Origin of the sequence: Chryseobacterium candidae (assembly GCF_004916905.1) — a bacterium.
Classification (GTDB): Bacteria; Bacteroidota; Bacteroidia; order Flavobacteriales; family Weeksellaceae; genus Chryseobacterium; species Chryseobacterium candidae.
Genome location: NZ_SDLV01000004.1, coordinates 96528 through 117823, shown reverse-complemented (window position 1 = coordinate 117823; position 21296 = coordinate 96528). Strand labels below are relative to the sequence as shown.

General features: G+C 38.0%; 17 protein-coding genes and 1 riboswitch. Of the genes, 13 read left to right on the top strand and 4 right to left on the bottom strand.

The window, feature by feature from the left end; genetic code table 11:
• Position 1: 1 nt before the first annotated feature.
• From EK417_RS03090 to EK417_RS03045, 10 genes are all read left to right on the top strand, one after another.
• Positions 2 to 316, top strand: a complete 315-nt coding sequence (locus tag EK417_RS03090) for a hypothetical protein (RefSeq protein ID WP_047377337.1) — start codon at positions 2 to 4, stop codon at positions 314 to 316.
• Positions 317 to 327: 11 nt separating this feature from the next.
• A complete protein-coding gene (locus tag EK417_RS03085; protein WP_136521302.1) occupies positions 328 to 1005 on the top strand; it encodes an RluA family pseudouridine synthase in 678 nt (225 codons plus the stop codon).
• A 130-nt stretch (positions 1006 to 1135) separates the two neighbouring features.
• A riboswitch (TPP riboswitch) is annotated at positions 1136 to 1232 on the top strand.
• A gap of 57 nt (positions 1233 to 1289) precedes the next feature.
• On the top strand, positions 1290 to 1496 hold the full coding sequence (gene thiS / locus EK417_RS03080) for a sulfur carrier protein ThiS (RefSeq protein WP_076595429.1): 207 nt from the start codon (positions 1290 to 1292) through the stop codon (positions 1494 to 1496).
• A gap of 25 nt (positions 1497 to 1521) precedes the next feature.
• On the top strand, positions 1522 to 3333 hold the full coding sequence (thiC, locus tag EK417_RS03075) for a phosphomethylpyrimidine synthase ThiC (RefSeq protein ID WP_136521301.1): 1812 nt from the start codon (positions 1522 to 1524) through the stop codon (positions 3331 to 3333).
• The gene (locus tag EK417_RS03070; protein ID WP_136521300.1) at positions 3330 to 3917 is read left to right on the top strand and encodes a thiamine phosphate synthase; all 588 of its coding nucleotides are present in this window, start codon (positions 3330 to 3332) and stop codon (positions 3915 to 3917) included. The genes thiC and EK417_RS03070 overlap by 4 nt, the downstream gene beginning before the upstream one ends.
• Positions 3893 to 4630: a hydroxymethylpyrimidine/phosphomethylpyrimidine kinase gene (locus EK417_RS03065; protein ID WP_136521299.1), complete on the top strand. Its 738-nt coding sequence runs from the start codon at positions 3893 to 3895 to the stop codon at positions 4628 to 4630. Before EK417_RS03070 ends, EK417_RS03065 begins: the two co-directional genes overlap by 25 nt.
• A gap of 4 nt (positions 4631 to 4634) precedes the next feature.
• Positions 4635 to 5249, top strand: a complete 615-nt coding sequence (locus EK417_RS03060; protein ID WP_136521298.1) for a thiamine phosphate synthase — start codon at positions 4635 to 4637, stop codon at positions 5247 to 5249.
• The gene (locus EK417_RS03055) at positions 5246 to 6022 is read left to right on the top strand and encodes a thiazole synthase (RefSeq protein WP_110367661.1); all 777 of its coding nucleotides are present in this window, start codon (positions 5246 to 5248) and stop codon (positions 6020 to 6022) included. Before EK417_RS03060 ends, EK417_RS03055 begins: the two co-directional genes overlap by 4 nt.
• A gap of 9 nt (positions 6023 to 6031) precedes the next feature.
• On the top strand, positions 6032 to 7150 hold the full coding sequence (gene thiH / locus EK417_RS03050) for a 2-iminoacetate synthase ThiH (protein ID WP_076595435.1): 1119 nt from the start codon (positions 6032 to 6034) through the stop codon (positions 7148 to 7150).
• A 50-nt stretch (positions 7151 to 7200) separates the two neighbouring features.
• Complete coding sequence (locus EK417_RS03045; protein WP_438830149.1) at positions 7201 to 7908, top strand: HesA/MoeB/ThiF family protein; 708 nt, start codon at positions 7201 to 7203, stop codon at positions 7906 to 7908.
• Between the two features lie 113 nt (positions 7909 to 8021).
• On the opposite strand, the gene EK417_RS03040 is transcribed toward EK417_RS03045, so the two are convergent.
• Together EK417_RS03040 and EK417_RS03035 are read right to left on the bottom strand one after the other, a co-directional pair.
• Positions 8022 to 10247: an outer membrane beta-barrel protein gene (locus EK417_RS03040; protein ID WP_076595437.1), complete on the bottom strand. Its 2226-nt coding sequence runs from the start codon at positions 10245 to 10247 to the stop codon at positions 8022 to 8024.
• Positions 10248 to 10429: 182 nt separating this feature from the next.
• Positions 10430 to 12553, bottom strand: coding sequence for an outer membrane beta-barrel family protein (locus EK417_RS03035; protein WP_136521297.1), 2124 nt, complete (start codon positions 12551 to 12553; stop codon positions 10430 to 10432).
• A 191-nt stretch (positions 12554 to 12744) separates the two neighbouring features.
• On the opposite strand from EK417_RS03035, the gene EK417_RS03030 reads away from it, so the two are divergent.
• Positions 12745 to 13764 (top strand): sensor histidine kinase, encoded by a 1020-nt coding sequence (locus tag EK417_RS03030; protein WP_136521296.1) that lies wholly within the window; start codon positions 12745 to 12747, stop codon positions 13762 to 13764.
• Complete coding sequence (locus EK417_RS03025; protein ID WP_136521295.1) at positions 13757 to 14434, top strand: LytR/AlgR family response regulator transcription factor; 678 nt, start codon at positions 13757 to 13759, stop codon at positions 14432 to 14434. The genes EK417_RS03030 and EK417_RS03025 overlap by 8 nt, the downstream gene beginning before the upstream one ends.
• Before the next feature lie 164 nt (positions 14435 to 14598).
• Here the strand turns inward: EK417_RS03025 and EK417_RS03020 are convergent, their stop codons facing one another.
• Together EK417_RS03020 and EK417_RS03015 are read right to left on the bottom strand one after the other, a co-directional pair.
• Entirely contained in the window at positions 14599 to 16866 is a 2268-nt protein-coding gene (locus EK417_RS03020) for an aconitate hydratase (protein WP_136521294.1), read from the bottom strand.
• A 318-nt stretch (positions 16867 to 17184) separates the two neighbouring features.
• Complete coding sequence (locus EK417_RS03015; RefSeq protein ID WP_110367666.1) at positions 17185 to 19968, bottom strand: bifunctional aconitate hydratase 2/2-methylisocitrate dehydratase; 2784 nt, start codon at positions 19966 to 19968, stop codon at positions 17185 to 17187.
• Positions 19969 to 20255: 287 nt separating this feature from the next.
• Between EK417_RS03015 and EK417_RS03010 the strand changes: the two genes are divergently transcribed.
• Positions 20256 to 21026: a WG repeat-containing protein gene (locus tag EK417_RS03010; protein ID WP_228457880.1), complete on the top strand. Its 771-nt coding sequence runs from the start codon at positions 20256 to 20258 to the stop codon at positions 21024 to 21026.
• The last annotated feature ends 270 nt before the right edge of the window (positions 21027 to 21296 follow it).

Here is a 21296-nt window from a genome sequence, read left to right as displayed (position 1 = left end):
TATGCAGAATCAACAATCTATTCAAGGAATATTATCTATTGCAGCACTGATTTGTCTTGCTGTAGGGTGGTTTAATTTATTCTCTCCGGAAATCAATCATTTGCTTTCAAGAAAAGTATTTTATGTGCTGATAGGAGCAAGCTTCTTTATTCAGGCTCCGCTGCTTACGAATAAGAATTTTGTTTATGCTATGTATGCTGCAGCAGCTATCTGTGTATTCGGAGCATTTATTCCGGAAGGCTCAAAACTTTCGGCTGTAAAAACCGTGGGGCTTTTGGCGGGAATTATCCTGTCATTATCCAACAGAAGAAGATAGACAGAAGAAGCATGAAGGAGCAGATTATATATGAAGACAACCATCTTCTGGTGATTAATAAAAAGGTGGGTCAGCTTGTACAGGGCGATAAGACCGGCGATGAATCACTATTAGAATCCATCAAGAATTTTATAAAAATAAGAGATGCTAAGCCGGGAAATGTTTTTCTCGGCTTGGTTCATCGTATAGACCGCCCAACCTCCGGGCTGGTAATCTATGCAAAAACTTCCAAAGCGCTTTCCCGTTTGACACAGATGGTGAAAAATCGTGAAGTGAAAAAGACATACTGGGCAGTTGTAGGAAAAGAAATGATTCCTCAAAGCCAGAGACTGGTTCATTATTTAAAGAAAAACGAAAAGAATAATAAAGCCATTGTTTTTTCTAAAGTTACCGAAGGAGCAAAAGAAGCGATCTTAACTTATAATGTGATTAAGACTCTTGATAATTACCTACTTCTTGAAATTGATCTTGAAACCGGAAGACATCATCAGATAAGAGCGCAATTATCCAAAACAGGAATTCCGATCAAAGGAGATCTGAAATATGGAGCACCACGTTCCAACCCTGACGGAGGAATCAATCTTCATGCAAGAAAACTGGAATTTATTCATCCTGTAACCAAAGAAAATATTGAAATCATAGCTCCTGTTCCGCAGAATGATGCGATCTGGAGAGCTTGTGAAGAATAAATAATAAAAATCTTAAAACGATCAATATAAAAAAAAGTCTGTCTCAATTTGAGGCAGACTTTTTACAATACCAGATTTCGAAGGTAGTTTCAAAAAATTTTGCTTATTACAAAATAATGTCTAACTTCGTTGCCAACTTTAGGGGTGTCTGTTACCAACAGACTGAGACTTTACCCTTTGAACCTGATCTGGATCATACCAGCGTAGGGAAAAGTAGATGACTTTTGCTGTACATTCTATTGTACAATAATGGCCATTCCTAAAGTATATGTAAAATATTAGGAATGGAACTTATAATCAACCACACCCGAAAAACATTTGATGTACTTCCCGAAAACCTGGAAGCATTATTGGCTATTGAGTTACCCGGAAATAAGAAAGGTATTGCTGTAGCTCTCAACAATCGCATTATTCCCCTCTCAGTCTGGGCGGAAACCATCCTCAATAACAACGATTCAATTTTAATCATTACTGCCACTCAGGGCGGTTAATTCTCATATTTAATACCCAAAACTTATGGCTCACTCCATTACATGTTCGCCATTTCCGAACTCAAAGAAAATCTATGTTGAAGGAACATTACATCCTATCAATGTAGCCATGCGTGAAATACAGCTTAGTCCGACCAAATTGACCAATGGCGGCTTTGAATATAATGCTCCGGTGACGATTTACGACACTTCAGGACCTTATACCGATGAAAATGCAACCATTGATATTCAGAAAGGACTTCCGAGAATCAGAGAACAATGGATTCTGGACAGAAATGATGTAGATATCCTTGATGGAATTACGTCTGAATATGGAAAGGCACGTTTAGCAGATCCTCGTCTAGACGAATTGAGGTTCTCTTATGATCATAAACCTAAAGTTGCTCAGCAAGGAAAAGAAGTTACACAGCTTTATTATGCAAAACAGGGAATCATTACTCCGGAAATGGAATATGTGGCGATCAGGGAAAATCAAAGAATAGAACAGCTTGATTCTGTATCTAAAGAAATGGCTTTTCAGCATCCGGGACACAGTTTTGGTGCCAATACTCCTAAAAGCAAGATCACTCCGGAATTTGTAAGGGACGAAATTGCTGCCGGAAGAGCCATTATTCCCAATAATATCAACCACCCGGAAAGTGAACCAATGATCATCGGAAGAAATTTCCTGGTGAAGATCAATGCCAATATCGGAAACAGTGCTGTTTCATCCAGTATTGAAGAAGAAGTGGAAAAAGCGGTATGGGCCTGCCGATGGGGTGCAGATACCATTATGGATCTTTCAACAGGGAAAAATATTCACGAAACAAGAGAATGGATCATCAGAAACAGTCCGGTTCCTATTGGTACGGTTCCTATTTATCAGGCCCTGGAAAAAGTGAAAGGTGTTCCCGAAGACCTGACGTGGGAAATCTTCAGAGATACCCTTATTGAACAGGCAGAGCAGGGAGTTTCCTATTTCACGATCCATGCCGGAGTTCTGTTGAGATATATCCATTTAACAGCAAAAAGAGTGACCGGAATTGTTTCCAGAGGAGGATCTATTATGGCAAAATGGTGTTTATTCCATCATAAAGAAAGTTTCTTATATACTCATTTTGAGGAGATTTGTGAGATCATGAAAAAGTATGACGTAGCTTTCTCTTTAGGAGATGGTCTTCGCCCCGGATCTATTGCAGATGCTAATGATGCCGCTCAGTTTGCAGAACTGGAAACTTTAGGTGAACTCACCAAAATTGCATGGAAGCACAATGTACAGGTAATGATTGAAGGACCAGGCCATGTTCCGATGCACATGATCAAAGAAAATATGGAAAAGCAATTGGAAGAATGCCATGAAGCTCCTTTCTATACTTTAGGGCCGTTAACAACGGATATTGCTCCAGGTTATGATCATATTACTTCAGGAATCGGGGCAGCGATGATTGGTTGGTTTGGTTGTGCCATGCTTTGCTATGTAACACCGAAAGAACATTTAGGTCTTCCGAATAAAGATGATGTAAAAGTTGGGGTAATCACTTATAAACTGGCTGCCCACGCAGCGGATTTAGCAAAAGGTCATCCGGGCGCACAGTACAGAGACAACGCATTAAGTAAAGCCAGGTTTGAATTCAGATGGGAAGATCAGTTCAATCTTTCGTTAGATCCAGAAACAGCAAGAGCTTATCATGATGAAACGCTTCCGGCAGAAGGAGCAAAAATTGCCCATTTCTGTTCCATGTGCGGTCCGAAATTCTGTTCTATGAAAATTACACAGGAAATTCGTGAATCTGCAGAACAAGGGATGCTGGATAAATCACAGGAATTCATCGAAAAAGGGAAAGAAATTTATATATGATCCTCGTTATCACTCCTGAATTGATTGTCCAGAACGAAACAAATCTTATTAATCAGATGTTTCAGGAAGGTCTTGATCTGCTTCATATTCGTAAACCATGGCTCAGCCGAAATGAAATGATTGAATTCATCACTCAGATTGATAAAACCTTTTATTCACAGCTGGTACTGCATACGCATTACGATCTTGGAAAGGAATTTACTATTTCAAGGTTTCATTTCAGAGAGATTGATCGAAAGGAAGGAACATATAAAACTTTTGCGGAAGAAAATATGATTTCAACTTCGGTACACGATATCGCAACGTACAATACTTTGGAAAAAGAATGGGAATATGCTTTCATAAGTCCGTTCTTTCCAAGTATATCCAAAAAAGGGTATGGATTGAACTCAACCATTAAAGAAGAGATAAAACATCGGAACAATCAGGACGCAAAATTGATTGCTCTTGGAGGAATTAATCAGGATAATATCCATGAAGTTTTCGAAGCAGGAGCAGATGGAGTGGCCTTATTAGGTGCTGTCTGGGAAAGTGAAGAACCCTTAAAAGTATTCAAAAAATGCAGGAACGTCCTTATGTCATAAGTATCGCAGGCTTCGACCCAAGTGGAGGAGCAGGCTTGTTATCAGACAGTAAAACCTTCGAGCAATCAAAGGTAATGGGACTGGGAGTATGTACAGCATTGACGTTGCAAACCGCTTCCAAATGCTTGAACTTAGAATGGCGGCCTATAGATGAAGTAACCAAAGCAATTCAGCTGTTGATAAAAAACTATACCATTTCAGCAGTAAAAATCGGAATTGTGAAAGATGCAGAATTTCTAAGTAAGATTGTAGAAACGGTTAAAGAAAGCGATTCTGAAGTAAAAATCGTTTGGGACCCAGTTCTGAAAAGTACTTCCGAATTTACATTTTTTGATCCTGAAACACTTCCTCAATTGAAAAATACGATTAATAAGTTGAGTTTAATAACTCCCAATTATAATGAATACAACGTTTTAAAGCAGTATCATCTTTTACCGGATACGTATGAATGTTCATTATTAATCAAAGGAGGGCATAGTGAAGATCGTTTAGGAACAGATACTTTAGTTGAAAATGGAAAAGAAACCCTTTTAGTTCCGGCCGAAAGTAATACGATTTATTTCCCTAAGCATGGTTCCGGCTGTGTTTTATCTTCAGCAATTACTGCAGAACTGGCGAAAGGCGAAAATATGGAAAAGGCATGCCGCACCGGAAAACTATATATCGAAAAATTTTTAAAAAGCAATCCCTCTTTATTGGGAACGCATTCATAGAAACATGGAAAAATTACAATACATATCACAAGGAAATACTTTCCGGGAACAGGAACTTTGTGTCCGTAAAGCTCTGGATAACGGGGTTAAATGGGTACAGGTTCGCTGGAAAAATGCTCCTGAAAACGAATTAATCAAACTCTGTGAAATTTCAAAACAGCTTTGTTCAGAATATCAGTCGGTCTGTATCATCAATGATCATGTACAAATAGCCAGGGAAATAGATGCTGACGGTGTTCATTTAGGATTAAACGACAGTGCCGTTAAAGACGCAAGGTTGATCTTGGGCGAAAATAAAATGATTGGCGGAACGGCTAATACCCTTTCAGATGTCATTCAGAGAATCAAAGAATCCTGTGATTATATCGGTTTAGGACCATTGAGGTTTACCACAACCAAAGAAAAACTAAGCCCTGTTCTTGGGTTTGAAGGATATCAGCATATCATTGATGGATTAAGGGAAAAATCAATAGATGTCCCTAAGATATTTGCCATCGGAGGCGTTACCCTTGAAGATATTTTACCCTTGCAGGAAATTGGAATTTACGGCATTGCAGTTTCCGGGCTGATCACAAAACAGCCATCAATTATTAATGAACTAAAAAAAGTAATGATATGAGCCATCAGAAATTAGAAATAGCAGGAAGAATTTTTGAATCAAGACTGTTTTTAGGAACAGGAAAATTCGGAAGTATGGGAGATATGGTACAATCTGTTATCGCATCCGAAACCAATATGGTAACAATGGCGCTAAAAAGAATTGATGCGAAATCCAGTGAAGACAGTCTGCTTGATTCATTAAAAGAAACCAACGTTCATCTTCTGCCGAATACTTCCGGAGCGAGAACTGCCAAAGAAGCTGTATTGGCTGCACAATTAGCCAGAGAAGCACTGGAAACGAACTGGGTAAAACTGGAAATTCATCCGGATCCGAAATATTTACTGCCGGACCCTATTGAAACATTATATGCCACGGAAGAACTGGCGAAATTAGGATTTGTTGTAATGCCTTACATTCATGCCGATCCTGTTTTGTGCAAACGTCTGGAAGATGCCGGAACATCAGTGGTAATGCCTTTGGGAGCACCCATCGGGACGAATAAAGGATTAAGAACACAAGACTTTCTGGAAATCATCATCAGTCAGAGTAATGTTCCTGTCGTAGTAGATGCAGGTATCGGTGCGCCATCAGATGCTGCAAAAGCAATGGAAATGGGAGCAGACGCCGTTTTGGTGAATACTGCCATTGCCGTTGCCGGAAACCCGCTGAATATGGCTTTAGCTTTTAAAGAAGGGGTGATTGCCGGAAGAAGAGCCTTTGAATCAGGATTGGGTGCCATTACTAACCATGCTGAAGCTTCAAGTCCGCTGACTTCATTTTTATTTGAATAAATCAGACTTATGAAAAGCTTTAAAGATGTTTTTGAAAACTATCAGTGGGATGAGGTAAAGAATAAGCTTGAAAAAGTAAGCCTGGCTGATGTAAGGTACAGTCTTCAGAAAAAGAATAAAACCCTGGATGATTTCCTTAATCTTCTCTCACCAGCGGCTTCTCAGGAACTTGAGCTGATGGCGAGAATGACGAAGGCACTTACCCAAAAAAGATTTGGAAAAATCATTCAGCTCTATGCTCCGCTGTATCTTAGTAATGAATGTCAGAATATCTGTACCTATTGCGGATTCAGTCTGGACAATCACCTGAAAAGGAAAACACTTTCCGATATGGAGCTGATGATTGAAGCATCAGTACTGAAATCTATGGGAGTGAATCATGTGTTACTGGTAAGCGGGGAAGCCAATAAAATTGTAGGAGTACCTTATTTTCAGAATGCAGTCCGTAAGCTAAAGCCCCATTTTTCCAATATATCCATTGAAGTTCAGCCATTACTGGAAGAAGAATACAAACTGCTTCATGAAGAAGGAGTGCATTCCGTTTTAGTATATCAGGAAACCTATCATCAGGATGTCTACAGGGAATATCATCCAAAAGGTAAGAAATCAAACTTTCATTTCCGTCTGGAGACTCCGGATAGAATAGGAAGGGCAGGCATTCATAAAATAGGGCTGGGAGTTCTTCTAGGGCTTGAAGATTGGAGAGTAGACAGTTTTTTTAATGCCTTACACATCGATTATCTCCAGAAACAGTACTGGAAAAGCAAGTTTTCTGTTTCATTTCCCAGGCTCAGACCCGCTGAAGGGATTATTGAACCGAATTTCATTATGGAAGATAAAGACCTTCTTCAGCTCATTTGTGCCTACAGAATCTGGAATGAAGACCTTGAAATCTCCATTTCTACCAGGGAAAATGAAACCTTTAGAAATAATATTGTATCTCTGGGGGCTACAGCGATGAGTGCAGGTTCAAAAACCAATCCCGGAGGCTATGCTGTGGATAAAGAATCTCTGGAACAGTTTGAAACCAGTGATGAACGAAGTATGGAGGAGATTAAAATGATGATTAAAAAAGCAGGTTATGATCCTGTGATGAAAGATTGGGATTCCGTATACAGTGGATTTTAAAATTTTAAACCATTAAGAACTTTAAAAACCTTAATGGTTCAATGATAATTATGAAACAAGACCAGTTTGCACGATACAGCCGGCAGATATTTATCGAAGAAATCGGATTGGAAGGACAAAAGAAAGTCATGTCTTCTAAAGTCCTTGTTATAGGAGCAGGAGGCTTGGGAAGTCCTGTTATTCAATATCTGGCGGCTGCAGGAGTAGGAACTTTAGGTGTTATCGATTTTGACCATGTAGAACTTCATAACCTGAACCGCCAGATCATTCATACCGAAAATAGAGTAGGATTATCCAAAGTGAAAAGCGCAGAAACATTTGTAAAAGAAATCAATCATCAGGTTAAACTGATAGGAATTGAGGAAAAACTCAATGAAGATAATGCCGGAGAAATCATTTCTCAGTATGATATTATTGTTGATGGCTCAGATAACTTCACTACAAGATATCTGGTGAATGATACCTGTGTAGAATTAAAAAAAACTCTGGTTTACGGAAGTATTTTAGGATTTTCAGGGCAAGCGGCTGTTTTTAATCATAACGGAAGTAAAAACTTACGGGATATTTTCCCTGAACCGCCTTTCGATGAGGATATACCGGATTGTGACAGTCTTGGCGTACTGGGAGCTCTTCCCGGAATGATAGGCAGTATGATGGCGCTGCAGACGTTAAAAATTATCACAGATCTTCCAGTAAATGTCAATCAGCTGACTTTGGTGGATACTTTGAACTGGAGGTTTCAGACGATTGATTTTTGATGTAAATATAAACACTAATATCACTAATATTTTCACCAATAACACCATTTTAATATCAATAGAAAGAGGCAGTAATCATTTTTACTGCCTCTTTCTATTGATATTGGAAAGGATTATTGTGCCTGCTGCATTACCCCTCCGGTATCTTCTTTTTTAGTCTGGTTCAAGATATTTGGATCCTCTTTTGCCAGTTTATTTCTTGTCGGAATTTTATAGTTGATGGAAAGCCCGAAATTTCGGGTGTCATATTTACTGTAGATCATCACCGGGTTTCCTGACGGCGGATTAGAGCGTACCTGCATCATCTGCCCGTTGAAAATATCATTCGCAAAAACAGAAAGTGTCAGGCGGTTATTCATAAACTTCTTTGTCAGCGTAATATCAAGAGAGTTGTTAAACGGTTTTTCTGCCGTAAAGTAGAAATATCCGGCCTTTGGAGTCAGATAGCTGTAGTTGGCTGTCAGTTTGATGTCCTTAGGTAAAATAATCTGGGTCATGATATTGAAGATCCAGAATCCTTTATTATTCAGATTGTCGATTTCATGTTTCTGATAACCAGCATACAGGTACATGAAATTAATTTTATCAGGATTGAAATTAAATTTCATGATTTCACTAAACGGTTTGCTGAAAATCATAAAAGGAACAGGTAATCCCACGTTGAAATTGTGAATTTTCATATTCGAAATATTCACTTGCTCGTTGAATAGTTTTCTTCCGTCTTTTCGGATGATCTGTGCCACCTGATTGCTTGCTGAGCTTACGCTATATCCGATGAATGCATAGTCAAAAGCTGAAATTTTCAGCTCATAATTATCAAAAATAGTAGGCTGTAGATTCGGGTTACCGTTTACTTCCGTACTTGGTCCGGAGAATGTTACATTGTTTGGGTTCAGAGCAGAAATACTTGGCAGGCTGATTTTCCTGTTGTAATTCGCAGCAATATAAACCTGATTCATCATGTTATATTGTACACTTGCATTCGGGAAAAATTTAAACTTATTGAATGGAATTAAATCAGCTTCAACCACCTTTTTATCTTTAATATATCTTGTTACGCCGGAAATATCATAGTTTTCAGCACGGGTGCCCAAAGTGAAATCAAACTTTTTCAGTTTAGCCTGAAACTCCAAGTAGGTTGAAGCAGTCTGTCTCTGGTATTCAAGATTAGTTAGTCCAAAGCTTTCCGTGTCATAGTCCTGTCTTTCATACAATCCCCCAAAGCTTACCTTTCCACCGTCAAGAAGTTTGATAGGCTGGGCATAATCTACTTTAAGATTCGCAATATTCATTACAGATTTATTGTTAAGAATATCTTTTAATCCATTGGTAGGGCTATCGAGAGGTTCATTGGGATAAGCTACAAATGTTCCATCTTGAAAATAATTATCCTGAGAAAACTTGCTGTCTGATCTTGTATAGCCAAACTGAAAGTCCAGTTTTTGAGATTTGTCAGCAAAACGCTTCTGATACGTTACAACGGCTTCCTGTCTCAAATTATTGGTATGCGCAACATCGGAAGAAGTATAAAAAGCTTCTTTTAAATCCTCCGGGTTTCTCTTGAAAGGCAAATCTCCATGGCCATTACTTAAAGTATAGTTGTCGTTATTGTTATGATAAATATCGTAGTTTAATAATAATCTGTCCTGGCCAAGATCAAAAGTCAATCCGGATTTTGCAAAATATCCACGGCCGTATCTGTCGGTATGGCTGTTCAAAAGCTCATCCTGCTGGCCGTTAAGCATACTTTCACGGTAATTTTGTCCCACATTCAGCTGCCATCCGAAATATTTATTTCTGGCGTTTAAGTTAACAGAGTTTGTGGTTCTGCTTCTGTATTTATCATAATTCGTGAAAGAATAATTTCCAGAATAAGTAGCAGTTAAATATTTATTAGCGTTTTTGTTCGTGATGATATTCATGATTGCACCTCCGGAAGTTGCCGGAAACTCAGCACCGGGCTGGGTGATTACTTCAATTCTTTCTACAGAATTGGCAGGCATTCCTTCCAGAAAGGAGTTTAATTCATTGGATGTGATGTTCAAAGGTCTTCCGTTCAGATACACTTCCAGCATTTTACCCTGATACATCATTCCTGCGATGTCCGTAGATACAAGCCCGGGAAGTTTTTTAATTCCTTCCAGAACGTTTCCGTTATTCAGCTGAGGTTGCTCGGAAAAGTCAAAAATAGTACGGTCTGCCTTTTGTTCAACTGCTTTTTTAGTTTTGGTGATGACAATACCTTCAATTTGTTTCTCTTTAGAAGTTGTATTGCTCTTTTCCTGAGAGAAAACCAGCGTAGAACTTACCAGAGATAAAGTGAATATAGTTTTTTTCATAATGTTTTTACTACTATTCGGTTAGACGATGAAAAACAAATTTTGTTACAATCAGCACAGTAATTTTTTTATTTCCATGAAGAAAATTCAATAAAATCATATTCTGCAGAAGAAGTAAAAAGCCTTTTTAATACTGCCGAATGGCCATTCCCTGTAATAACAGGAATTCTTGCTATAAGTTATTATTGTGCTCGATCTTTTTCTTCAAAATTGATCGCTCTTTTGTTCGATTTCACTTTTTGATTCCCAAAATTGTAGGTGATACTGAGTGTCATTCTTCGTGCATCCCAATAGTTATTGAATGATTGTGTATTATCTGTAAAATACATATCTGCTTTAAAGCCGGATTGTTTAAAAATATCACTCATTGAAAGATTGACCTGCAGGGCTTTTTCCACAAAGCTCATTTTTAGTCCCGCATCAAAACTTGCTCTGCCTTTGATGGAAGCGGAGCCGTCTCTCGAGGGAAGATTATGCCAGTAATTGACAAATAGCATGAAGGTCTTAGCCTTGTTCAGCTGGAATGTATTGTTGAGAGAATAATAAAATGACTGACCGTTTTTAGGAACCAGATTAAATCTTGTAATCTGTGTTTCATTATAACTGAACGAGGTTGAAATATTACTTTCCCAGATTTTGAAAAAAGTATCTGTATAATTGAAATTGGTCCCGTAAATATTCTGGTTGTAATAGTTTTCATAGGTACTGATAAGATCAATGCCGTTCAGGAAGGAAATCTGGTCAAAATTATTCTTTGTTCTCTGATAATAAAGAGTGGCTGAGAATTTATTTTTAAAAATATAATTGAATTCAATATTATGATTAAAAGAAGGTTGCAGACTTGGGTTTCCGGCATAATACGTATTAGGATTAGAATACCATCGGAACGGATCTAAAGCCCGGAAATAAGGACGGTTGATTCTTCTGGAATAGTTAATACTGAATTGGTTATCCTGACTGGCTTTATAGGAAACATAGGCTGTAGGGAAAAATTTTCCGTAATTATTCTCGGATTTAGACTGGGTAGTAGGAGAGAATCCATTGGTTTGTGAATATTCATAACGTAATCCTGCTTTCACCGACCATTTTTCACCAAGATCTTTACTGGCACTGACATAAGCGGCATAATTTTTTTCATTATAATCAAAAAGATTGCTCTTTGCTGGGTCTATGATATAATTTCCATGGGTGAAATTGAAATATCCGATGTCAGAATTATTAGAAAAATGACTGTATTTAGCGCCGGTTTCCAACTGAATTTTTTTAAAATTTAAAATCAGATCAGCCTGCCCTGAATAGATTTTATAGTCTACACCAGAAAGATTTCTTACCGTCTGCATTGAATTATCTGCAACATTTCTTGTGGTAAAATTGACCTCCGTATCAGGAAGGTTTCCATAATAATTGGCACCAAAACTTAGCTTATGTTCTCCAAATTTCTGGTCAAAATACAGATTAAGCATTTGGGTTGTATATGGAGAACGATGCTTTGAATCCGTCTCTGTTTGTAATGTAGGCGTACCATCTGTAAAGTAACTTTGTGTTGAATTGATATCCATATTGGTATGCCCCTTTGTAATATCGTATACCAATCCGATATTGGAGTTTTTAGAAAGTGAATAATCAAAATTGGCATTCAGACCGAGCCCGTCATTCATATCCCTTCTGTCATCTTTGCTGACCGAAGAATTTTGGCCAATAATATTATATTTTTCTACTGATCTTTTATCTCCGTCATAGCCCATTACTTTTACGGAGGCTTTTATTTTTTCATTCTGATAATTCACTCCTGCCACACTGCTGAAACCGGCATATGTTTTTTGAGTATAACTGGTCGTCAGATAACCGTTCCATCCAAGATTCTGATTCTTTTTAAGGATAATATTAATGATTCCGCTGTTTCCCTGTGCTTCATATTTGGCAGGTGGAGTGGTGATTACTTCTATTTTCAATATGTTTTCAGAACGAAGGTTTCTCAGATAATTGATCAGTTCGGCTCCGGAAATATTCAGCATCCGATCATTCACCATTACAGAAACTCCATTTTTTCCGGCAATAGAAAGAAGACCTTTATTTTCATCCACCTGTAATAAAGGAGTGCCAGCCAATACCTCGGTTCCCGAACTTCCCTGTGAAAGCATAGAATTCTGAACATTATAAACCAGGCGGTCCACTTTACGCTGTACCAGAATTTTTTTGCCATTCATTGTTACTGCCTCAATTTTGTTGACGTTCGCAGTGTCTTTTGTTTGTGCTGCTGTAAAAGAGCAAACAAGGGCGGTTATAAATAAAAGATGCTTTTTCATAGGTTATCAATGACAGATTAAATGAGCTTTATGTTGAATTTCTCTGACAAAAGTATAGGAAGAGGCTTCGATTGGAAATAGCGTTTAGATGAAACCTGAGATTATACATATTAAAATAGCTTCGTCGGAGAAAAACAGGTTTTTATCGAAAAGGGTTGATGAATTGTGGGTGTATAGATTTATATTTGAATATGAATAAAAAGCAAATTATCTGGCTTCAGATTTTTTATTGGAGTTTCAATTTTATAGGAAACAACATTACGCCTTATTTCTTTTTTCCTGAGCGAAGAGGGTTTGAATCGTATGTGCTGAACTTTACTTATTTTATTACAGAAATCTCTACTTTTTATCTTTTGTATCTGGTTATTATTCCGAAAGTATTAAATCTTGAGAAACTTTATTCTGCTGTTTTAGTTTTCTTTATTTCTATTTTAAGCTTTGGTGTAATTCGGTATGGAATAGAAGAAGTGCTGCTTCCTATTACCCTTGGATTCAGAAATTATAATAAAAATACCGGACTTTTATATTATTTGACAGATAATATCTACAATGCATCATTGACTGTTTTCATTGCAGGAATCCTGTGGATCGTAGAGAAATATGGTGTTGCCGAAAATGATAAAAAGCAGCTGCTGATTGAAAAGAAACAGGCAGAGCTTCAGGCATTAAAAACCCAGATCAATCCTCATTTTATTTTTAATTCATTAAATAATATCTACTCTCTTGTCTATCAGAAATCAGACAAAGCCTTGCCAGCAATTGAAGAACTGGTACAATTGTTAAGATACAGCACAAAGGATCTTGAAAAAGATTCAATTCCTTTGTACAAGGAAATTGGATATATTGATAGCCTGATTGCCTTGGAGAAACTTAGAATCAGAAAACCTGAGCTGTTGCTCATAGAAAAAAATATTCAGTATCCTCGCCTTAAGATCTCGCCAATGCTGTTGGTTCCTTTTGTTGAAAATGCCTTTAAACATGGAGATTTTCGTGATAAAGGTTTTGAAATGAAAATCTCAGATCATGATAAAGTGCTGCATTTTTATCTTTTCAATTTTAAAACACAGAGAATGAAAGATACCGTCTCCGGAATAGGAATTCAGAATGTGAAAAAAAGACTGGAAATATTGTATCCTAAACATCAGCTGGAGATCAGAGATTCGGAAACAGAGTTTATTGTAGACTTAAAAATTGATTTACGCTATGAATAAGATAAAATGCATTATTGTTGATGACGAGCCACTGGCAATCTCTCTTCTTGAGCATTATGTAGAAAAACTCCCTTTTCTTGAGCTGGTATTTTCTACAGAGAACCCGATTTTGGCTTTGGAATATCTTCAGAAAAACGATTCAGATCTTATCTTTTTAGATATTCAGATGCCGGAGTTTACGGGAATCAATTTTATGAAGATTGTAGGACCTGATCAAAAATATATTTTAACAACGGCTTATTCAGAATATGCCTTGGAAGGATATGAACATAATGTTGTGGATTACCTGCTGAAACCTATTTCATTTGAAAGATTTCAAAAGAGTGCATTAAAGGTGCAGGAACGGTTTTCTTTTCCTCAGGAGGAAAATTCATATTTCTTTGTGAAATCCTCAGGACAAAGACATCGTATTGGTTTTCATGAGATTTTGTACGTGGAAAGTATCAAAGACTATGTCAATATCCGGACGGAAAATGAGGAATTTATTGTGCTGGATACGCTTAAATCAATGGAAATTCAGCTCTCTGAGAGGTTTGTACGTGTTCATAAATCTTTCATCATCAATTTGGATAAAATAAAAAGCATTGGTGCTAAAAAAGTGAACTTTCCCGAGTATGAAATTCCCATTGGAGAAAGCTATAGAGCAGGTCTTCTGGATAGATTGAAGTGATGGAATATCATGATATTCATTTGAGAGCTAAACCTTACAGGTTTCTAAAACCTGTAAGGTTTGGAATGTTTACCAAAGTTTACCAAAGAATATTTCAATAGGGGTAATAAAAAAGACGACTTCTATTGAAGCCGCCTTTATATTAATTAATCTAACAATTAATCTTAATTTTCCTGTTGTTTGATAAGGTTCAGAGCAGAACCAGCCTTAAACCAGTCAATCTGCTGATCGTTGTAAGTGTGGTTGGCCATGATGATATCTTTTGTTCCGTCTGCATGAACGAACTCTAATGTTAGTTGTTTTCCTGGCGCAAACTGATCAAGATCTAAGAAGTTAACAGTGTCATCTTCCTGGATTTTGTCATAGTCAGCCTCATTAGCGAAAGTGATCCCAAGCATTCCTTGTTTCTTAAGGTTGGTTTCATGGATTCTCGCGAATGATTTTACCAATACAGCTTTCACACCAAGATGTCTTGGTTCCATGGCAGCGTGTTCTCTTGAAGAACCTTCGCCATAGTTCTGGTCTCCTACAACAATTGTTGGAATGCCTGCTGCTTTGTAAGCTCTTTGTACAGCCGGAACTTCACCGTATTCACCGGTTAATTCGTTTTTAACTTTATTGGTTTCCATGTTGTAAGCATTCACCGCTCCGATCAACATGTTGTTTGAAATATTATCCAGGTGTCCTCTGTATTTCAACCATGGTCCTGCCATAGAAATGTGGTCTGTAGTACATTTTCCGAAAGCTTTGATCAATACTTTAGCGCCTTCAATGTTTTTACCGTCCCAAGCCGGGAATTCTTCCAATAGCTGAAGTCTGTCTGAAGTAGGGCTTACGTTAACAACAACGCTTGAGCCATCTTCTGATGGTGCCTGATATCCGTTGTCATCTACCGCAAATCCTTTTGAAGGAAGTTCGAAACCTCTAGGCTCGTTAAGTTTTACCTGTTCACCTGCTTCGTTAGTTAAAGTATCCGTAATCGGGTTAAAGTCCAGTCTGCCTGAAATTGCTACAGCAGCTACCATTTCCGGAGAAGCTACGAATGCATGAGTATTCGGGTTACCGTCAGCTCTTTTTGCAAAGTTTCTGTTGAAAGAATGGATAATAGAGTTTTTCTCTCCTTTTTCCGCACCTTCTCTGTCCCATTGCCCGATACATGGTCCACAAGCATTGGTAAAGATTCTTGCGTTTTCAAATTTTCTGAAAGAATCCAGGAATCCGTCTCTTTCTGCTGTGAATTTTACCTGTTCAGAACCAGGGTTGATACCTAAAATGGCCTTAGGTTTTACTCCTTTTGAAACTGCATCTTCCACAATAGAAGCCGCTCTTGATAAATCTTCATAAGAAGAGTTGGTACAAGAGCCTATAAGCGCCCATTCCACTTCTAACGGCCATCCGTTTGCTTCAGCTTTAGCTCTGAATTCAGCAACCGGAGTTGCTAAGTCCGGAGTAAAAGGTCCGTTCAGGTGAGGAGTCAGTTCAGAAAGGTTGATTTCTATTAATTGATCGAAATATTGTTCAGGATTGGCATATACTTCAGCATCACCTGTTAAATGTTCAGCAATTTTATCAGCGGCATCTACTACGTCCTGTCTTCCTGTTGCGGAAAGATATCTTCTCATAGAATCATCATATCCGAAAGTAGACGTTGTAGCTCCGATTTCAGCACCCATGTTACAGATAGTTCCTTTACCGGTTGCAGAAAGAGACTCTGCTCCTTCACCGAAATATTCTACGATGCATCCTGTACCTCCTTTTACCGTAAGGATCCCTGCTACTTTTAAGATAACATCTTTTGCAGAAGTCCATCCGTTCATTTTACCGGTTAATTTTACACCGATAAGTTTTGGCATTTTAAGCTCCCAGGCCATTCCTGCCATTACGTCTACGGCATCAGCTCCTCCTACGCCAATAGCTACCATTCCTAGTCCTCCTGCGTTTACCGTGTGAGAGTCCGTACCAATCATCATTCCTCCAGGGAAGGCATAATTTTCCAGTACAACCTGGTGAATGATACCTGCACCTGGTTTCCAGAATCCGATTCCGTATTTATCACATACAGAACTTAAGAAGTTGAATACTTCGGAGTTTTTGTTGATTCCTTCCTGTAAATCTTTGTCAGCACCTACTTTCGCCTGGATCAGGTGATCCGCGTGTGCTGTTGATGGAACCGCTACTTTAGCTTTTCCTGCCTGCATGAACTGTAACAGAGCCATCTGTGCAGTGGCATCCTGCATAGCAACCCTGTCTGGTGCAAAGTCTACATAAGAGTTTCCTCTTTCATATGCCTGTGTGGCATTTCCTTCCCAAAGGTGGGTGTAAAGAATTTTTTCTGAAAGGGTAAGAGGTTTGCCCACGATTTGTCTTGCTGCTGCAATTCTTTCAGGGTAACGTTCATACACCTTTTTGATCATATCAATATCAAAAGTCATATCGTATTTTAGTTTTGTTCTTGTTCTGTTAATGCTTCTTTCCCTGTGTTGAAAAAGAAAAATCATTTATCCATGCATCAAAAAACGTTCCTATAATCTATAAAAAGGAGTTTTTCAGGCTTCAAAATCAATAGATTTTATAACTTTCAATTTAAGAAAAAATTGAATTTATTTTCCGGATTTTATCGAAAAAAAAACGTAACTATCTTAAAATAGAAACGTTCTAAACAAAAAACTGGAAGATTTTAAATCCTTAAGGACCAAAATCTTCCAGTTGTATAGTTTTTAATAGTCTTGCGACGTATTTATCAATATCTTTTAGTGAGCACTTGTACTTGTCAATTCTTTAATAGAAGGAACAAAAGTAGTAAGGTCGATTCCTTCTACTGCAGCTTTGTACTCATCAATGCTAGGAATTCTTCCGATAATCGCAGAAAGAACAACAACCGGAGTTGAAGCAAGCAGAGATTCTCCTTTTTTACGTTCAGAATCTTCCACTACTCTTCCCTGGAAAAGACGGGTAGATGTTGCTAAAACAGTATCTCCTTTAGCTGCTTTTTCCTGGTTACCCATACAAAGGTTACATCCGGGACGCTCAAGGTACATTACGTTTTTGTATTCAACACGAGCTTCTCCTTTTGGAGCGTTATCATCAAATTCAAAAGCTGAATATTTTTCTAATAATTCCCAGTCTCCTTCTGCCTTTAACTCATCAATGATGTTGTAAGTAGGGGCTGCTACTACAAGAGGAGCGCTGAATTCTACCTTGCCTTGTTGCTTTTCAATGTTTCTAAGCATCTGAGAAACAATCTTAAGGTCTCCTTTGTGGACCATACAGGATCCTACGAAACCAAGGTCTACTTTTTTCTCACCACCATAGTAAGAAAGATCTCTGATGGTATCGTGAGTATATCTCTTAGACACGTCGTCGTTGTTTACATCCGGGTCAGCAATCATAGGTTCTACAATTACATCGAGATCTACAACTACTTCAGCGTAATATTTAGCGTTTGAATCCGGAGTTAAAGCAGGTTTTTCCCCTGATCTTATCTCTTCAATTCTCTTATTTGCTTTGTCAATTAATCCCTGAAGAACTTTATTGTGGTTATCCATACCCTTATCGATCATGATCTGAATTCTGCCTTTTGCAATTTCCAGTGATTCGATCAGTGTATTATCTTCAGAAATGTTGATAGAAGCTTTTGCTTTCATTTCGGCAGTCCAGTCTGTAAAGGTAAATGCCTGGTCAGCAGGAAGTGTTCCGATGTGAACCTCAATGATTCTACCCTGGAATACGTTTTCTCCTCCAAACTGCTTCAACATCTGAGCCTGTGTTGCATGAACCACATCACGGAAATCCATGTGTTCTTTCATGTTTCCTTTGAAGGTTACTTTTACAGATTCCGGAATTGGCATTGATGCTTCGCCTGTAGCCAAAGCAAGAGCCACAGTTCCTGAGTCAGCTCCGAAAGCTACTCCTTTGGACATTCTTGTGTGAGAGTCACCACCAATGATGATGGCCCACTCGTCTACAGTGATGTCATTAAGAACTTTGTGGATAACGTCAGTCATGGCGTGGTATTCACCTTTCGGGTCACGGGCTGTAATCAGACCGAACTCGTTCATGAACTTCATTAGCTTAGGAATGTTAGCCTGAGCTTTTTTATCCCAAACTGAAGCCGTGTGACATCCTGACTGGTAAGCTCCGTCTACAGTAGGGGAGATTACAGTTGCAGCCATAGATTCAAGCTCCTGGGCAGTCATAAGACCTGTGGTATCCTGTGAACCTACGATATTAACTTTTACACGAACGTCTGATCCGGCGTGCAGAACTTTTCCTGGTGTAGTTCCTACAGCATTTCTGTTGAAAATCTTTTCTACAGCGGTAAGCCCCTGTCCTTCATGAGAAATTTCTTTTGAAGGAGCAAAAACTGCTGGCGTCTCAATTCCTAAAAGCTGAGCGGCAAATGTCTGCAGTTTCTTACCAAATACAATCGCGTAAGATCCTCCCGCTTTGATGAATTCCATCTTTTGCGGAGTGAAAGATTTGCTAAGGTCGATCAATTCTTGATCGCCGTTATATAATTTCTTTTCTTTTGTATTAATCGTTAAAACAGTTCCTGTTGCTACTGAATATGCTTCTTCAAGAACGATATCACCATTTTCATTACGAATTGGATTTCCGTTTTCGTCAACTTTCTTTACCCAGTTTTTAAGGTCGATACCAATACCTCCGGTAACGTCTACTGTAGTAAGGAAGATTGGAGAAATACCGTTTGTTCCTCCTACAATGGGAGCAATGTTTACGAATGGCACATATGGACTAGCCTGCTTTCCTGTCCAAAGTGCAACGTTGTTTACTCCGGACATTCTTGATGAGCCTACTCCCATTGTTCCTTTTTCTGCGATAAGCATAACGCTTGCATCAGGATGTTTTGCCTGTAAAGCTTTGATCTCTTCCTGAGCCTCAGGAGTGATCATACATTTACCGTGAAGTTCGCGGTCTGATCTTGAGTGAGCCTGGTTACCCGGAGAAAGTAAATCTGTAGAGATGTCTCCTTCACCAGCGATATAGGTAACTACTTTGATTTCTTCAGCCACTTCAGGAAGTTTAGTGAAGAATTCAGCTTTAGCGTAGCTTTCAATGATTTCTTTTGCAATTTCGTTACCGCTGTTGAATGCTTCTTTCAGACGGTTAGTATCTGCTTCATAAAGGAAAACCTGAGTTTTAAGAACATTGGCAGCTTCTTGAGCAATAGCTGCATCACTACCTAAAGCAAGGTCCAGCAGCACCTCAATAGAAGGTCCGCCTTTCATATGAGACAATAGTTCAAAGGCGAAAGCCGGGGGAATTTCTTCTACTACGGATTCACCCAGAATAATTTCTTTTAAAAATTTGGCTTTTACTCCCGCTGCACTTGTTGTTCCGGGTAGCGTGTTATAAATGAAAAATTGAAGAGAATCTGTCCGGTCAGCATTACCTGAATCTTTAATTTGCGTAATGATTTCGCTTAGTAATTCAGCACTATCAATTGGCTTTGGATGAAGCCCCTGGGTTTTTCTTTCTTCAATCTCTTTGATGTAATCCTTATAAATACTCATAATAGAAGGTCTTTCAAAATTAAAGGCAGGCATGCTTTTTCTTTACCGGTGTGTATAAATACAATTAATGACATTTTGAGTTCTCGCATTTTGATGCAACATTAACCGAATAAAGTCAGCATAATCTACACTTTTTCAAAAGTTTTTTAAAATTATCAAACAATTCAAAATGTTTCCAAAATTACGAAATTTTACAATTTTATAAGAATTAAATTATTTAGATTGTTTATAAATATGATTTTTATAATATCTATTTTTGGTCGTATTTTTGTACCCAAATGGAGAATATGAAAAATATCCTGAATGTTTTATGTGTTTTCATTTCGATTTTCGTTTTCTCACAGACCCAATCTGTGAAGAAAGATCCCGCGAAAAAAGGAACGAAAACTACCATTAAAAAAACACTTTCAGCCAGCAAACCTAATGCTGATCTTGTAGTGATTAATAAAGAACTTCCTGTTTTGATTCCCAAGAAGAAAGGAGATCAGTTCGGGTATGTCAATCAGAACGGGAAATTTATTATTCAGCCGGAATATCATATTGCCGTATTTTTTTATGAAGACTGCAATCTTCTGAATTCACCTAATGAAAAAGTGAGAAAATTTGGAACAAAAGACTATGCCACGGTAGAGAAAAATATGATTTCTTACCGTATAGATCAGTCTGGGAAGAGAGTATATCAGTTCAAAGAAACCGATTTTGGAAAATGTAAATTCGAAGAATATAAACAACAGCTATTTCAGGCTTACATCCTCAATGGTTTTTACGGAATCATTGAAAAATCAAAATTTGTAAATGCAGCAGATTACAGACAATTTCAGATCTATCCTCAATATCAGTATCTGTTCATTCTTGAAGGTGATGATGTCGCTAATCCAATGATTGTAGCTTCCAATAATGATAAATTCGGAATCATTGATGTTAATAACAGGATTATCATTCCGTTTGAATATTCCAATATTAAACGAAATTTCAGCTGGAAACTCGGGAAGATGTTTGAAGTGACAAAAGACGGCTCGAATTACTACTATATCGACGCTAACAATAAAACTTACTAAATAATTATTAATGATGAATGATGAATGATGAATGATGAATGATGAATGATGAATGATGAATGATTCATTTGATAACTCCTATTTTCCATAGTGTCTTTCCTCCTGTAACCATCCATGCCCTTCGTAACCTAACACCCCGAATCTTGCATCTCGTAACCCAATATCCTGTACCTCGAAACCCGAATTCCAATTCATATATTTTTTGTAATTTTGCGGCTGAAATAAAGGGGTGCTTTAACAAGCTGAGATTATACCCAATGAACCTGGAAC